General features: G+C 69.1%; 13 protein-coding genes. 8 read left to right on the top strand and 5 right to left on the bottom strand.

Annotated elements, in window-relative coordinates; translation table 11 throughout:
- Nucleotides 1-123: 123 nt before the first annotated feature.
- Complete coding sequence (locus ACP26O_RS27960) at nt 124-1,041, bottom strand: LysR family transcriptional regulator (protein ID WP_126225329.1); 918 nt, start codon at nt 1,039-1,041, stop codon at nt 124-126.
- A 222-nt stretch (nt 1,042-1,263) separates the two neighbouring features.
- On the opposite strand from ACP26O_RS27960, the gene ACP26O_RS27955 reads away from it, so the two are divergent.
- The 7 genes from ACP26O_RS27955 (at nt 1,264) to ACP26O_RS27925 (ending at nt 8,899) form a co-directional block, all read left to right on the top strand.
- A complete protein-coding gene (locus ACP26O_RS27955; RefSeq protein WP_175662843.1) occupies nt 1,264-2,748 on the top strand; it encodes a PLP-dependent aminotransferase family protein in 1,485 nt (494 codons plus the stop codon).
- A 94-nt stretch (nt 2,749-2,842) separates the two neighbouring features.
- Nucleotides 2,843-3,280, top strand: a complete 438-nt coding sequence (locus ACP26O_RS27950; RefSeq protein ID WP_011658710.1) for a carboxymuconolactone decarboxylase family protein — start codon at nt 2,843-2,845, stop codon at nt 3,278-3,280.
- A gap of 344 nt (nt 3,281-3,624) precedes the next feature.
- Nucleotides 3,625-4,323, top strand: coding sequence for a TetR/AcrR family transcriptional regulator (locus tag ACP26O_RS27945; protein ID WP_175663284.1), 699 nt, complete (start codon nt 3,625-3,627; stop codon nt 4,321-4,323).
- A complete protein-coding gene (locus ACP26O_RS27940) occupies nt 4,320-5,282 on the top strand; it encodes an HlyD family secretion protein (RefSeq protein WP_175662844.1) in 963 nt (320 codons plus the stop codon). The genes ACP26O_RS27945 and ACP26O_RS27940 overlap by 4 nt, the downstream gene beginning before the upstream one ends.
- On the top strand, nt 5,279-6,250 hold the full coding sequence (locus tag ACP26O_RS27935) for an ABC transporter ATP-binding protein (RefSeq protein WP_175662845.1): 972 nt from the start codon (nt 5,279-5,281) through the stop codon (nt 6,248-6,250). Before ACP26O_RS27940 ends, ACP26O_RS27935 begins: the two co-directional genes overlap by 4 nt.
- On the top strand, nt 6,247-7,401 hold the full coding sequence (locus ACP26O_RS27930) for an ABC transporter permease (RefSeq protein ID WP_175662846.1): 1,155 nt from the start codon (nt 6,247-6,249) through the stop codon (nt 7,399-7,401). Before ACP26O_RS27935 ends, ACP26O_RS27930 begins: the two co-directional genes overlap by 4 nt.
- A gap of 10 nt (nt 7,402-7,411) precedes the next feature.
- Complete coding sequence (locus ACP26O_RS27925; RefSeq protein ID WP_175662847.1) at nt 7,412-8,899, top strand: efflux transporter outer membrane subunit; 1,488 nt, start codon at nt 7,412-7,414, stop codon at nt 8,897-8,899.
- A gap of 162 nt (nt 8,900-9,061) precedes the next feature.
- Here the strand turns inward: ACP26O_RS27925 and ACP26O_RS27920 are convergent, their stop codons facing one another.
- Nucleotides 9,062-10,279 (bottom strand): porin, encoded by a 1,218-nt coding sequence (locus ACP26O_RS27920; RefSeq protein ID WP_175662848.1) that lies wholly within the window; start codon nt 10,277-10,279, stop codon nt 9,062-9,064.
- Between the two features lie 470 nt (nt 10,280-10,749).
- Nucleotides 10,750-11,811 carry a phytoene/squalene synthase family protein gene (locus ACP26O_RS27915; protein ID WP_175701218.1) on the bottom strand — a complete coding sequence of 354 codons (1,062 nt, stop codon included), beginning with the start codon at nt 11,809-11,811 and terminating at the stop codon, nt 10,750-10,752.
- A gap of 358 nt (nt 11,812-12,169) precedes the next feature.
- Between ACP26O_RS27915 and ACP26O_RS27910 the strand changes: the two genes are divergently transcribed.
- On the top strand, nt 12,170-13,315 hold the full coding sequence (locus tag ACP26O_RS27910; protein WP_175662850.1) for a glycerophosphodiester phosphodiesterase: 1,146 nt from the start codon (nt 12,170-12,172) through the stop codon (nt 13,313-13,315).
- Nucleotides 13,316-13,551: 236 nt separating this feature from the next.
- Here ACP26O_RS27910 and ACP26O_RS27905 read toward each other — a convergent pair whose 3' ends face one another.
- Together ACP26O_RS27905 and ACP26O_RS27900 are read right to left on the bottom strand one after the other, a co-directional pair.
- Entirely contained in the window at nt 13,552-15,177 is a 1,626-nt protein-coding gene (locus tag ACP26O_RS27905) for a rhodanese-related sulfurtransferase (RefSeq protein WP_175662851.1), read from the bottom strand.
- Nucleotides 15,178-15,278: 101 nt separating this feature from the next.
- On the bottom strand, nt 15,279-15,845 hold the full coding sequence (locus ACP26O_RS27900) for a cysteine dioxygenase (protein WP_175662852.1): 567 nt from the start codon (nt 15,843-15,845) through the stop codon (nt 15,279-15,281).
- Nucleotides 15,846-15,872 lie beyond the last annotated feature (27 nt).

Here is a 15,872-nt window from a genome sequence, read left to right as displayed (position 1 = left end):
TTGACCGTGAACACAGGATGCGCGCGGCCGGCGGCCGTGCCGTGCGATGGGTGCGGCAGACATGTTCGAAATTTTCGAACATGTTCGCGGAAGGCGCCTCCGTCGCATGCCCGCGCCGCGCACTCAGCCCGACACGTCGATTCCGTCGAGCAGCCGCTGCGCGAGCCGCGGTTCGCGCAGTTGCTCGAGCCACCATTGCAGCGCGCGGCCGTCGCGGTCGCTGCGCCATGCGACATACAGCACGTTCGGTTCGCGCGGATCGGCCGTTTCCTTCTCCACGAGCTCGCCGCGCGCAAGCAGTGACGCGACGCGCCGGCGCGGCACCCAGCCGACGCCGAGCCCGTCGCGCTGCGCGAGGATCTTCGCGCGCATCGACGGCACCGCGAGCACCGCCTGGCCGCCGAGCAGCCCGTACACACGGCCGACCGACCGCCGCGACGAATCCGCGACGACCACCGCGCGATGCGCGCCGATCGCGTCCCGGGTGAGCCGCTCGCCCGCCGCCGCCAGCGGATGGCGCGGCGATACCGCGAACACCCATTCCATCGCGCCGAGCTCGAACCACTTGAAGCCCGGAATCGCCGGCGGCTCGTTGGTCGCGCCGACGACCAGGTCCGCGCGGCCATCGCGCAGCGCTTCCCAGGTGCCGCCGAGCACTTCGTGCGTGAAACGCAGCGACACGCCCGAATCGAGCGCATCGAACGCGCGAACGACCGGCAGCAGCGTATCGAACTCCAGCACCTCGTCGCTGACGATCGTCAGCCGGTCCTCCCAGCCGCTCGCGACCTGCCGCACGCGCTGCGTGAGCCGCGCGACGTCCAGCGCGAGGCGCGACGCCTCGTCGGTCAGCAGCTGGCCGGCCGGCGTGAGCTGCAGCCGGTAGCCGCGCCGGTCGAACAGCAGCGCGTCGAAACGCGTTTCGAGCTGCCGCGCGGTGTGCGACACCGTCGACGGCGCCTTGCCGAGCCGCGCGGCCGCGCGCGACAGGCTGCCGGTGGCGCGGATCGCATCGAGCAGCGCCAGTTCGTCTTCGGACAGCATGGGGCACTCCGGTCGGGGATTGTGGTGGATCGTAAGGCAGCGGCGGGCGGCGGTCCAATTGAATGACGAGGTGCCCGCAGAGGCGGCGGGTGCAGGGCCGACGGGCATGGCCTTCCCGGGCCGCACGAAGCCGTTCGCGTGTCGTTGCCGTCCGGAAACCAATGATGCACTTCCGGTATGCTGATCGGCGTCAGAATTCCTGCATTCCAGGTAGCCACTGCAATGGACATCGCGATCCGCATCGAAGGCCGTCACGACCTGACCGGACAAATCTTCCGTCAGCTGCGCACCGCGATCGTCGACGGGCGGCTCGAGGGCGGCGCCCGGCTGCCGTCGACGCGCGATCTCGCGAAGCAGCTCGGCGTGTCGCGCAAGACGACGCTCGATGCGTTCGAGCGTCTCGTCGCCGAGGGCTATCTGAACACGCGCGCGGGCGACGGCACGTTCGTCGCCGGCGGCCTTGCGCGGGTTCCGCATGCGCCGGTCGCGTCGACACCCTCGCTCGTCGAGGACACGCCGCGCGTCCACGCGGTCGACGCCCGTGCGCTGTGGGACGATCTGCCCGACGCACTCGCGATGCCGACACCGCAGGCGGCGCCCACCTTCGACTTCCGCGGCGGCGTGACCGACAAGACGCTGTTCCCGTTCGACGCGTGGCGCCGCTGCCTGCATCACGCGTTGCGCCAGCAGGCGCGCGGCCCCGGCCAGTACCACGACCCGGCGGGCGACCCGCAATTGCGCGGCGCGATCGCGCGCTACGTCGGGTTCAGCCGCGCGGTGGCCTGCGGCTGGGACGACGTGCTTGTCACGCAAGGCGCGCAACAGGCGCTCGATCTGATCGCGCGCGTGGTCGTGCGGCCGGGCGACGTCGTCGCGGTCGAGAATCCCGGCTATCCGCCGGCACGCGCGGCGTTCGCCTCGCTCGGCGCGACGGTGATCGGCGTGCCGGTCGACGCACACGGCCTCGTCACCGAGCGGCTGCCCGACGACGCGCGTCTCGTCTACGTGACGCCGTCGCACCAGTTTCCGCTCGGGATGCCGATGACGCTGGACCGTCGTGTCGCGCTGCTCGAATGGGCGCAGCGCCGCCGCGCGGTGATCATCGAGGACGACTACGACGGCGAGTTCCGCTTCGAAGGCCGGCCGGTGGAGTCGCTGAAGAGCCTCGACCGCACGGGCCTCGTCGCATACGTCGGCACGTTCTCGAAGACGATCTTCCCCGAACTGCGGATCGGCTACGCGATTCCGCCGCGCGCGCTGCGCGGCGCGCTCGCGAAGGCGAAGCAGATCGTCGACTGGCATACCTGCACGCTGACGCAGGCGGCGCTCGCCCGCTTCATGCTGGAAGGCGATTTCGCGCGGCACCTGCGGCGCGTGCAGAAGCACTACGGCGCGCGCCGCAAGATGCTGCTCGCGCACCTGCGCGGCGGCCTCGCGCCGTGGTTCGACACGATCGTGCCGACCGCGGGCATCCACCTCGCCGCGCTCCTGAAACCGGGGCTCGACGAAGCCGCGCTGGTCCGCGCGGCGCGCGAGCACGACATCGGCCTGTACGGGATCTCGCCGTTCCACGTCGGCTCGGCCGCGCGCGCGGGGCTGCTGTTCGGCTATGGCGGAATCGACGCGCTGCGCATCGATACCGCGCTCGCGAAACTGGCTGTGCTGCTTCGTTCGGGCGATTTCGGCGGGCCCTCACTGGTCACCTGAATTTCGAAAGAATTGGTCATTCAAGCAGGCCAGTGGCACGCTTAAAGTGGGTCCTGTCGCGCCCCCGTGCGCATCCACCGAAAAAGGACCTGCCATGCAACCGCGCCTGAACTTCTATACCGCCAGCCCGAACGCGATCAAGGTGATGCGCAACGCCGAGGAATTCATCGCGAAGAGTTCGATCGAGAAGCCGCTCGCCGAACTCGTCCGGCTGCGCGCGTCGCAGATCAACGGCTGCGCGTTCTGCGTCGACATGCACACCACCGACGCGCGCAAGGGCGGCGAGACCGACCGACGCCTGGCGACGGTGGTCGCCTGGCGCGAAACGCCGTTCTTCACCGAGCGCGAACGCGCGGCGCTGGAATGGACCGAAGCACTGACGCTGGTCGCCGACAACCACGTGCCCGATTCCGTCTGGGAAGCCGTGAAGCCGCACTTCAGCGACACGGAACTGTTCGACCTGTCGATGCTGATCGCGACGATCAACACGTGGAACCGCTTCGCGATCGCGTTCCGCAAGATGCCCGAGTAAGGGGACGACGATCACGCATTCCGGCTCCGTGCTCCATCGCGCGGTTCTGTGCGCGTCACTCGCGCGGGACACCGCGCTGCCGGCCGCCGCCCATCGCTGAAGTCGCGGGTGGATCAGTGACGACCTTTCAGGTGCGTGCCGTGGCGGGCGCGCGCCTGCTTCACGACTGCGTTCCCCGCCGCTTCCTCATTAGCCGCTCCCTACACGCCGCCCCCCGCGCACGGCCCCGCGCAGCGCCACCTCCCCGCTCATGCGCCCCGCCATTCGGCCCCTGCCTGATCTCGATCAACGCGCGCGAAAACCCTTCCTTGAAATTAACTAACTCATCAATTAGCGTCGTCTGCATGAACGCGAAATCCACCGTCGCCAGGCCGCGCGGGCGCCGCCCGTCGGTGGAAGACTTCGACCTGCGCGATCACATGCTCGACGTGGCGATCCAGCTGTTCGCCGAGCACGGCATCGCCGCGACGACGGTCGCGCAGATCGCCGCGGCCGCCGGCGTCACGTCGGCGATGGTCCATTACTACTTCACGAATCGCGAGCAACTGCTCGACGCGATCGTCGAGGAGCGGCTCGCGCAGGTCATCGCGTTCGTGTGGCGGCCGACCGCGCCGCAGACTGAAAACGATCCGTTCGCGCTCGTCGCCGAACTCGTCGACCGGTTCTTCGACGTCACGCATCGCATGCCGTGGCTGCCGTCGATCTGGCTGCGCGAGATCGTCCACGAAGGCGGGCTGCTGCGCGAGCGGATGGTCCGCCGCATTCCGCTCGAGCATGTCGGGCGTTTTGCCGAACGCATCCGCGCCGCGCAGCAGGCCGGCACGCTGAACCCGTCGCTCGAACCCGCGTTCCTGTTCCATTCGATCATCGCGCTCGTCATGCTGCCGCTCGCGACCGCGAAGCTGTGGCAGAGCGCGCGCGGCCTGCCGCCGATCGATCGCGACGTGCTGCATCGCCACGTCCGCGCGCTGCTCGGCTCCGGCATGCAGCCGCCCGCCACCGCGCCGGATGCGCACTCGCGCGCGCCACGGAGGCCGTCGTGAACACGACCCGCGCGCTGCCGCTCGCGCTGGCCGCCGCCGCGCTGCTCGGCGGTTGCGGACGGCCGGCCGACACCGGCACGACTTACCAGGGCTATGTCGAAGGCGAATTCGTGTACCTGTCGTCGTCGCAAGCGGGCACGCTGACCCAGCTGTCGGTCGAACGCGGCCAGGCCGTCGCGGCCGGCACGCCGGTGTTCGCGCTCGAAGCCGTCAGCGAAACGGCCGCGCTGCAACAGGCGCAGCATCAGCTCGCGGCCGCGCGCGCGCAGCTTGCCGACCTGCAGACCGGCAAGCGCCCGCCGGAAGTCGCGGTCACGCGTGCCCAGCTCGCGCAGGCCACCGCACAGGCGGCGCGGGCCGCCGCGCAACTCGCGCGCGACGAACGCCAGTACGCGGCCGGCGGCCTGTCGAAGCAGCAGCTCGACGACACGCGTACGTCCGCGCAGACCACCGCCGCGCAGATGCGCGAGCTGCAGAACCAGGTCGATGTCGCGCGTTTGCCGGGCCGCGCGCAGCAGGTCGCCGCCCAGGCCGCGCAGGTCGACGCCGCGCAGGCCGCCGTGGCCGAAGCGCAATGGAAGCTCGACCAGAAGCGCATCGCCGCGCCCGCCGACGGGCGCGTGTACGACACGCTGTACCGCGTCGGCGAATGGGTGCAGGCCGGCAACCCGGTCGTGCAGATGCTGCCGCCGCAGAACCTGAAGGTGCGCTTCTTCGTGCCGGAGGCGGCCATCGCGTCGCTCGCGCCGGGGCGCACGATCGCGATCCACTGCGACGGCTGCGCGGCCGACGTGTCCGCGCGCATCACCTACGTGTCGCGCGCGGCCGAGTACACGCCGCCGGTGATCTACAGCAACGAGAGCCGGAGCAAGCTCGTGTTCATGGTCGAGGCGCGCCCGGCGCCCGCCGACGCGCCGAAGCTGCATCCGGGCCAGCCCGTCGCCGTGAGGGTGCGTTGAACGCGCCGGCCGCTCCGTATGCGATCGATGTCCACCGCCTGAACAAGCGGTTCGGCGACAAGCACGTCGTGAAGGACGTATCGCTGCGGGTCGCGCGCGGCGAAATCTTCGGCTTTCTCGGGCCGAACGGCAGCGGCAAGACCACGTCGATCCGGATGATGTGCGGCCTGCTCACGCCTGACTCGGGCAGCGGCACCTGCCTCGGCTACGACATCGTGCGCGACAGCGCGCAGATCAAGCGGCGCGTCGGCTACATGACGCAGCGCTTCTCGTACTGGGAAGACCTGTCGATCCGCGAGAATCTCGATTTCGTCGCGCGCGTGTACGGGATGCCCGATCGCCACGCAACCGTCGCGCGCGCGCTCGACGGGCTCGGTCTCGCGAGCCGTGCGGATCAGCTCACGGGCGCGCTGTCCGGCGGCTGGAAGCAGCGCCTCGCGCTCGCCGCGTGCATGCTGCACGAGCCGGAGCTGCTGCTGCTCGACGAACCGACCGCCGGCGTCGACCCGGCCGCGCGCCGCGACTTCTGGGAAGAGCTGCACCGGCTGGCCGCGCAAGGGATCTCGGTGCTCGTCAGCACGCACTACATGGACGAGGCCGAGCGCTGCCACAAGCTCGCGTATATCGCGGCCGGCGAACTGCTCGCACAGGGCACGTCGGCGGAGATCGTCGCGTCGCAGCACCTGTCGACCCGCACGATCACGGGCGGGCACCTGACCGAACTGTCCGCGCAACTGCGCACGATGCCGGGCGTCGATCAAACCGTCGTGTTCGGCTCCGCGCTGCACGTGAGCGGCCGCGATCGCGCGCTGCTCGACGCGACGCTCGCGCAGGTGGCGGCCGATGCCGGCGCGCGCACGGACGGTCGCGCAGCGCTGCAGATCGCGCCGATCGACACCGGGCTCGAAGACGTCTTCATCTACATGATGGGCCGCGCCTCCGGGCCGCCCGGCGGAGCGTCGTCATGAACGCGTGGGCGGGCCTGCGCGAATCGTTCTCGGTCGCGCGCTGGTGGAGCATCGTGCTGAAGGAATTCCTGCAGCTGCGCCGCGATCGCGTCACGTTCGCGATGATCGTCGGCGTGCCGATCATTCAGCTCGCGCTGTTCGGCTTCGCGATCAACACCGATCCGAAGCACCTGCCGACCGCGGTGATCGTCGCCGATTCGAGCCCCTTCGCACGCAGCTTCATCGCCGCGATGCGCAACTCCGCGTATTTCGACATCGTCGCGACGCTGCCCGACGAAGCGGCCGGCCGGCAGGCGCTCGCGCGCGGCGACGTGCAGTTCGTGCTGAGCGTGCCGGCCGATTTCTCGAAGCGGCTGCTGCGCGGCGAGCATCCGTCGCTGCTCGTCGAGGCGGACGCGACCGATCCCGTCGCGACCGCGTCGGCGATCGGCGCGCTGACGGGGCTCGTGCAGCCCGTCGCGGACAAGGACCTGACGGGCCCGCTCGCGCGCCTGAACGGCCGCCCGGCCGCGTTCGACGTCGTGCTGCACCGCCTGTACAACCCGGAAGGCATCACGCAGTACAACGTCGTGCCGGGCCTGATGGGCGTGATCCTGACGATGACGATGGTGATGATGACCGGCCTCGCGATCACCCGCGAACGCGAGCGCGGCACGATGGAAAACCTGCTTGCGACACCCGTGCGGCCGCTCGAGGTGATGACGGGCAAGATCGTCCCGTACGTGTTCATCGGGCTGATCCAGGTGTCGATCATTCTCGCGGCCGCGCGGTTCGTGTTCGAGGTGCCGTTCGTCGGCGGCGTGTTCGCGATCTACCTCGCCGCGCTGCTCTTCATCGCCGCGAACCTGACGGTCGGCATCACGCTGTCGTCGCTCGCGCAGAACCAGTTGCAGGCGATGCAGCTCGCGGTGTTCTACTTCCTGCCGAACATCCTGCTGTCGGGCTTCATGTTCCCGTTCGCCGGGATGCCGAAGTGGGCGCAGTTCATCGGCAACCTGCTGCCGCTCACCTACTTCAACCGCCTCGTGCGCGGCATCCTCCTGAAAGGCAACGCCTGGGCCGACCTGTGGCCGTCCGTGTGGCCCGTCGCGCTGTTCACCCTCGTCGTGATGAGCGTCGCGCTGCGCTTCTACCGGCGCACGCTCGATTAGAGGCCGCGCGATGAAACCGGCTTCGCGTCGCCCAACCCACGCTACCCTAGGCGGCGCGCTGGCCGCCGTTGCACTGCTCGCCGGATGTGCGGTCGGGCCGGATTTCCGCGCGCCGGAGCCGCCGGTCACGCAGCAGTACACGCGCGATGCAGCGCCCGCGACCACGGCGGCAGCCGCCGGCCCGGCCGGCGACGCGCAGACGTTCGCGTCATCCCCGCACACGCTGCAACGCTGGTGGACGGAATTCGGCTCCGAACCGCTCGACCGCCTCGTCGACACCGCATGGCGCAACAGCCCGACGCTCGCCGAGGCCCGCGCGCGGCTCGACGAAGCGCGGCAGAACCATGCGGCCGAAGCCGGCGCGACGATGCTGCCGCGCGTCGACGCGAACTTGTCCGCGACCCGAGAGAAGGTCGACATCGCCGCGTTCGGGCTGCCCGCCAGCGTGCCGAATCCCGGGCCGTTCACGCTGTATGACGCGTCGGTGAGCGTGTCGTACGCACTCGACGTGTTCGGCGGCAACCGGCGCGCGCTCGAAGCGCTGCGGGCCCAGGTCGACTATCAGGCGTATACGCTCGACGCCGCGCGCCTGACGCTCGCGGGCAACGTCGTCGCGACCGCGATCCTGCGCGCGTCGCTCGCGCAGCAAGTCGCGCTCACGCGGCAGCTCGTCGATGCGCAAGCGCGGCAGTTGCGCATCGTCGAAGCGCGCTTCGCGGCGGGGGGCGTGTCGCGCGCCGACGTGCATGCGCAGCGCGCGCTGCTCGCGCAAACGCAGGCGTCGCTGCCGCCGCTCGCCGCACGCCACGCGCAGGCCGGCCACCGGCTCGCGATCCTGCTGGGCGCGCCGCCGTCCGGCGAAGCGTTGCCCGACGTCGCGCTCGACGCACTCGCGCTGCCGCGCACGCTGCCGGTCGCGCTGCCGTCGACGCTCGCGCGCGAACGGCCCGACATTCGCGCGGCGGAGGCCGTGCTGCACCAGGCGAGCGCGAACGTCGGCGTGGCCACGGCGAACCTGTATCCGCGTTTTTTGATTTCGGCGGGGATCGGGTCGGAGCGCACGCGCATCGCGGATATCGTCAGCGGGCTCAATGTGTGGAACGTCGGGCTCGGCCTCGCGCAGCCGCTCTTTCACGGCGGCGAACTGCGCGCGAGGAAACGCGCGGCCGAAGCAGCGTACGACGCCGCGTTCGCGAGCTATCGGGAAACCGTGCTGCTGGCGCTTCAGCAGGTGGCCGACGCGATGCGCGCGGTCGAACACGATGCAGCGGAATTGCAGGCGAGAGACGCCGCCGCGCAACAGGCGGCGGCCAGCCATGCGATTGCCGGCGACCGCTACGCGGCGGGCGGAATCAGCCTGATCGACCTGCTCGACGCACAGCGACAGGTATTGCAGACCGCGCTCGAGCGGACCCGCGCGCAAGCCGACCGGCTCGCGGATACGGCGGCGCTGTTCCAGGCGCTGGCCGGAAACTGGACGGATGATTCGCACCGCTGACCGGCACGATGGCTCGACGATGCATCGCCGGACGCGGCCCGATCGACAACCGTACTCGCGCTATTCGCTATGCGCCCGGCGCGTATCGACGAAAAAAAACCGGCCCGAAGGCCGGTTTCTTCATACCGCATGCCGTGAGCGGCGCTCGCGCGCCGCGCGACATCAGAAGCGGTGGATCAGGCCGACGCCGGCCGCGATCTGGTTCTGCTTCGAACCTGCGCCCACGCCGTCGCCCGTCGACGTCGTCGCGAGGATCACGCCGCCCGTCGGGGTGAGCGTGTTGCCGCTCGCGTGCTGGTAAGCCTCAACTGCGTACAGGCCCGTGCGCTTCGACAGGCTGTAGTACTGCGACAGCGTGACTTGATGGTACTTGGCCGAGCTCGAGATGCCGTTCGACTGCGTCGCACGCGTGTACGAGTAGCCAGCCGCGAAGTCCCACTGCGGCGCTGCCTTCCAGTGCAGCACGGCGCCTGCCGTGTTGAAGATTGCCGTGTTCCGGAAGCCCGACAGCGTACCCGGGATGTATTGCACGTTCGAGTACGAAACCGAAACGTCCCATGCCGGCGTGAACTGATAGCCTGCCGTCACCGCGAGACGCTGTTGCGCCTGTGCCGTGCGGTAGCCGTTGTTGATCGACGACACGGCCTGTTCCGCGCCGTTGCCGCTCGTGTCCAGACCGTTCTGCGCGGTCGAGTTCGCGCCCCACACACCGCCGCCGAGCGTCGCGTTGTTGATACGCTGGAAGCCGACCGCGATGCCTGCCGGGCCGTTCAGGTACTGGATCGCCGCGCTCCACGTCGAGCCGCGGTTCACGCTGCCTGCGACGCCGCCGAACGAGTACGAACCGCCGACCGTGAAGCCGTAGAACTTCGGCGACATGTAGACGAGCGAGTTGTTCGCGCGGTAGCTGGTATCCAGCGAATCGATATCACCCGGATGCGCGCCGTAGTAACCGGTCAGCCAGGTCGTCGGGCTGTACGGCGACAACAGCGTGTAGTACGCGGTGTACTGGCGGCCTGCCGTCAGCGTACCGTACGTCTGGTTGCTCAGGCCGACCCATGCCTGACGCGTGAAGATGCCGTTCGTCCATTGCGACGAGCCGTTGTTCGCGTTGAAGCCGGCTTCCAACTGGAAGATCGCCTTCGTGCCGCCGCCGAGGTCTTCGCTGCCCTTCAGGCCGAAGCGGCTGCCCGCCCAAATGCCGGTGGCCATCTGAACCTTCGAGTGACCACCCGTGGTCGCGCCGGTTGCCGACGAGTTGTTCTGGTACGCGATAGCGTTATCGACGATACCGTACAGGGTGACGCTGCTCTGGGCGTGGGCTGCGGTAGCGGCTGCGAGACCTACTGCCGTCATGGCGAAAGCGACGCGCTTTTTCATTGATTCTCCGTCCTCAAAGAATGATTTCTTTTCTGGTGTGGTTTTATGCACATGTGCGAGTACATGCCGGAGCGATTCTGACGGATTACCAATCGTTTCCCAATACGTGCAGTCGGTCATCGTATGATCGACGCAACGCACGGGTTCACCAAACGGTTACATAACACCTGAAAACGCTTACGCGGCGGGGATTTCCGGCATTTCCCGGTGAAAACCCTAGCTTTACATTTTTACGGGTGCATCGCGACCGGACGGTGTTGTCAGACGCCTTCGGCACGTTTGTTCCGACCAATGCGCAACCGCGATCGACACCGCGATTCACATCGCCGCGCAGGATCGCTTACGTTCATGACACCCACGTTTCGGGAAGCGAAATTTGAAAACGTTTCAGCCCGTGCGGGAGAGATCGGACGGAGTGGCCCGGCGAACGCGGGCCGCAGGAGGATGCCGGCGCCTCGCGCCGGCGACATTCAATGCGACGCGGCCGCGATCCGCGCGTTCACCGCGTCGACCAGCGCGTTGATGCGCGCACGGATCGCCGCGTTCGAACCGACGAGCGCGAGTGACGACGCCATGATCCGGTAGACGCGCTTGCGCGGCACCTTCGCCGGCCGCGCCGGATCGAGCCACGCGTCGTGGCCGGCCAGCAGTTCGAGCGTTTCGAGGCCGATCATGATCGGCCACAGGCACGCGAGCCGCAAACGCACGAAGCGGCGCGGAATTGCCTGCGTATAGAAGCACGCGTCGCGATACTGCGCGAGCGTCGCGCGCAACAGCTCGACCAGCACGCCGCGCGCGCGCGCCGACGCGTCGGGCGACATCAGGTCGGCGACGCCGATGCGATGCTCGGCCAGCACGTCGTCCGGCAGATAGCAGCGGCCGATCCGCAGGTCCTTCGCGCAGTCGCGCAGGATGTTGGTCATCTGCAGCGCCTTGCCGAAACGGATGCCCTTCTCGCGCATGTCCGCGAAATCCCAGCCGCGCGCGGCCCGCGTGTGCGCGCCGGTCATGTCGGTCCAGAATTCGCCGACGCAGCCGGCGACCAGATACGTGTAGCGATCGAGTTCGTCACGGCTCGGCAGCGACGCGACCTGCCCCGACTGCTCGTCGGGGAACGTGCGCAGGTCGAATTCCATCCCCGACGTCAGCGTCGCGACGACCTTGCGGATCGACGCGCGGTCCGCGTCCGGCTGCGCGCGCAGCAACGCAAGCATCGGCTTCATCGACGCGAGCAGCATGTGTTCGTGCGAATCCGTCTGCATCCGCGTGACGTCCTCGAGCGCGCGCGACAGCGCCGCGCCGTCGCCGAGCCGCTCGATCTCGTCGCGCAGGTCGGTCAGCAGCGCCGCGCGGCGCTCGGGCGCGACGAGCGCCGTGTCGGCGATCGTGTCGGCCGCGCGCGCGAGCAGGTAGGCCAGGCCGACCGGCTCGCGCATGCCGTCGGGCAGCACGCGCAGCGTCAGGTAAAAGGAGCGGGAAACGTTCTTCAGCAGGTCGCCGAGCAGGTAGGCGGGATCGGTATGAGTCGTCATGGGTCGCTAAAAATCGGCCGGCGCGGGCCCCGCACGCATACGGTGCCGGGGTGCCCGCGCCGGCCGCGAGTCGCCGCACCGTCGTGCGCGGGCTGGCGTCGGCCCGGCGCAGCGATGCAAAAGTCCCGCAAGTTTAGTGCATCCGGCGCGGTGGTTCTCCAACACGGGTCGGATCGCGTCACGCGCGCCCCCGCGTGTTCCATCGTCCCGCTCATTTTTCGTCACAACAAAACAGAAAGGCCAAAGTAATACATATGTAATGATCCGGTGCGACGATCGCGTCCCGTTCGATCCCGTTCAGCCCGCGCCGACGGATCGAGCGCCCTTTCATCGACTCCCGTTCCGAAGGTTCACCGCCATGCTCTTCACGCGCCCGACCGCCCTGCGCTGCATCCCGTTCGCCTGTGCCGCCGCCCTGCTGCTTGCCGCCTGCGGCGGCGACGATATCTCGGCGTCCGATCCCACGCAACCGATCTCAGCGAAGGTGCAGGTGGTCGGCCATCGCGGCGCGAGCGCGCTGCGCCCCGAGCACACGCTCGCGTCGTACCGCAAGGCGATCGAGGACGGTGCGGACGTGATCGAGCCCGACCTCGTCGCGACCCGCGACGGCGTGCTGGTCGCGCGCCACGAAAACGAAATCTCGGGCACGACGAACGTGTCGACGCTGCCGCAGTTCGCGAGCCGCAAGGCGACCAAGACGATCGACGGCACGCAGCTGACCGGCTGGTTCACCGAGGACTTCACGCTCGCCGAGCTGAAGACGCTGCGCGCCCGCGAGCGCATTCCGCAGATCCGTCCGGCGAACACCGCGTACAACGATCAGTTCGAGATCCCGACCTTCGACGAGATCGTTGCGCTCGCGAAGCAGATGTCCGCGCAGACCGGCCGCACGATCCACCTGTATCCGGAGACCAAGCACCCGACCTACTTCCAGTCGATCGACCTGCCGCTCGAGGATCGCCTCGTCGATGCGCTGCTGAAGGATCCGTATACGGCGCGCACGGCGACGGTCTACATCCAGTCGTTCGAGGTCGCGAACCTGAAGACGATCCGCAACCGGATCAAGTCGAGCCAGCCGAACTGGAAACTCGTGCAGTTGATGGACGAAGCCGGCCAGCGTCCGTACGACTTCGTGAAGGCGAACGACAAGCGCACCTATGGCGACCTGTCGACGCGCGACGGGATGCGCGAGATCGCGTCCTATGCGAACGGCGTCGGGCCGTACAAGACGTCGATCATCGCGGTGGCCGCGGACGGCACGCTGCAGCAGCCGACGCCGTACGTGCGCTATGCACACGAAGCCGGCCTCGTCGTGCATCCGTACACGTTCCGTCCGGAGAACAACTTCCTGCCCGCGTCGCTGAAGGACGGCGGCACGCCGGCCACGCGCAACACCGCGGGCTCGGTGCGCGAAATTCAGGCGTACCTGCGCGCGGGCATCGACGGCTTCTTCACCGACGATCCGGCCGTGGGCCGCACGGCTGTCGATACGTTCAAGCGCTGAACCGGCTGAACGCTGGACGCGCAGAGCGCGCGGCAACTGGGCGCGGCGCACGCCGGGCCGCGCGCCCGTTGGCGGTTGGCGGTTGGCGGTTGGCGGTTGGCGGTTGGCGGTTGGCGGTTGGCGGTTGGCGGTTGGCGCTTGCCGCTTGCCGCTTGCCGCTTGCCGCTTGCCGCTTGCCGCTTGCCAGTTGCCGGTTGCCGGTTGCCGGTTGCCGGTCGCCGGTTCCCGCTTCGCGATCAGATCACGCGAAAATGATGCGTGCCGTCCCGCTTCAACTGATCGACCAGCCCGTATTCCCAGTCGAGATACGCCTGCATCGCGGCGGCCGCGTTGTCGGTGCCTTCGTACGGGCGCCGGTACCGGTCGACACGCGGCGACGCGAGATGCGTTTCGCCGTGCTCGAGCGGCAGCCCCGCGTCGATCCACGCTGCCGTGCCGCCCGTCAGCACCGAGATGGCCGCGGAAGCCGGCAGCAACGCACGCGCGTCGTGCGCCGCGAACCGCGCGAGCAGGCTCGATCCGCACGTGAACACGTAGCGCTTCGCCGGCGGGATCGCGGCGAGCGCGTCGCGCAACTGCGCGCGCACGACGAACCACGCGCCGGGAATATGGCGCTTCACGTAGTTCGCGCTGGTCGTCACGTCGACGAGCGCGATCTCGCCCGCAGCCGCCTCCTTCAGCCACCCCGCGAGCGTCGCGGGTGATACTTCGCTGACCTCCGGCGTCGCCGGCACGTCGCGCGGCGGCTGGCCGCGCTCCACGAACGCCGCCGTGCCAGCCGGCTCGACCACGCGCACGTCCCAGCCCATCTGCGCGAGCCACGACGCGGTCATGTCCGCGCGCACGCCGTCGTCGTCGGCCAGCACGATCCCCGCGCCGCGCACGGGCGCATGATGGTCGGTCTCCTGCACGAGCTGGCCGCCCGGCGTGCTCAGAAAGCCCGGCAGGTGGCCGGCCTCGTATTCCTCCGGTGTGCGCACGTCGAAGCGGTACAGCGTGCGGCCCGGTTCGTCTAGCGCGGCGACCTCCGCGAGCGCGATGCGCGGCACGCCCGCGCGCTCGGCAACCGCGCGTGCAGCGCGGCGCGCTTCGTCGCGCTGGGCGGGATCGACGTCGTCGGGAAAGCGTCGCGACGCGCCGCGCTCGAGCGTCTGGCCGGCGAGCGTCCAGCCGATCGTGCCGTTGCGCAGCGCGGCGACCGGGTTCGGCAGCCCGGCGTTGATCAGCGACTGCGTGCCGATGATGCTGCGCGTGCGGCCCGCGCAGTTCACCACGACCCGAGTCTGCGGGTTCGGCGCGAGCGCGCGCACGCGCAGCACGAGTTCCGCACCCGGCACGCTCGTCGACGTCGGGATGTTCATCGTCTGGTATTCGTCGAAGCGGCGCGCGTCGACGATCACGACGTCGGCCTGCGCGTCGATCAGCGCCTGCACTTCCTGCGCGGACAGCGACGGCGTATGCCGCTCGGCCTCGACCCATTCGCCGAACGACTTGCTCGGCACGTTCACGTCGATGAACAGCTCGCCGCCCGCGGCGAGCCAGCCCGCGAGGCCGCCGTCGAGCAGGCGCACGTCGGTATAGCCGAGCCGCGCGAGCGTCGCGGCCGCACGCGGCGCGAGATCCTCGCCGCCGGCTTCGCCGAACACGACGATCGGCGTGTCGCGGCGCGGAATGCGCGTCCACGCGTCGAGTTCGAGTTTCGACAGCGGAAAGTTGGCGGCCCACAGCGGATGGCCCTGCGCGTAGGGATCCTCCTCGCGCACGTCGATCAGCGCGAGCTCGTCGCGGGCCAGCAGGCGCGCGCGTACGTCCTGGTACGACGCTACGGGGAAACGGGAAGTGGAATCAGCGGATTGCGTCACGATGTCTCGGTCGGATTCTGTTGAAGTCAATGAAGAAAGCACACGGAAAACGGTTGAATCTCGCGCCTGCGGGCGGGCGCTGGCGCGGGCGGCATGCGACGTCACGCGTTCGAATAGCCGGACACGAACGGCTTCACGGTGCCGTCGTCGAGGAACACCGCGCGTTCGACCTTGCCGATGTTCGCGCCGTACACATGGATGCTGATCGATACCTGATCCGCGAACGCGTTGGTCACGCGATGGACGTCGCCGATGCGCGGCGACACGGCCTCGACCTCGCCCGGTTGCAGCCGTACCGCATCGCCCGCCGGCACCGGCCTGCCGGTTGCGTCGAACCGGTACGGCTGCGAAAACTCGCCGCCGCGCAGCATCCCGATCAGCCCCCACACCGTGTGGTTGTGGATCGGCGTCGTCTGGCCGGGGCCCCACACGAAGCTGACGACGGAAAACCGCTCGTCGGGATCGAGATACAGCAGGTACTGGCGGTAGCGCTCGGGATCGGGCTGCGCGAACGCGTCGGGCAGCCAGTCGTCGTGCGCGACGAGCGCGGCGAGCAGCGCGCCGCCCTCGTCGAGAATGCGCGCCTCGTTCGCGCCGGACGCGAGCAGCGCGCCCAGACCATCGACGAAGGGTTGCAGCGGCGTCTGCCGCAACGAAAGCGTACTCATCGGCCAGCTCCTCGAATATGATGCCGA

Origin of the sequence: Burkholderia sp. R-40, from assembly GCF_049942845.1 — a bacterium.
In the GTDB taxonomy this organism is placed as follows: Bacteria; Pseudomonadota; Gammaproteobacteria; order Burkholderiales; family Burkholderiaceae; genus Burkholderia; species Burkholderia ambifaria.
The sequence above is the reverse complement of the archived record's forward strand: the minus strand, read 5'-3'. Positions and strand labels throughout refer to the sequence as shown.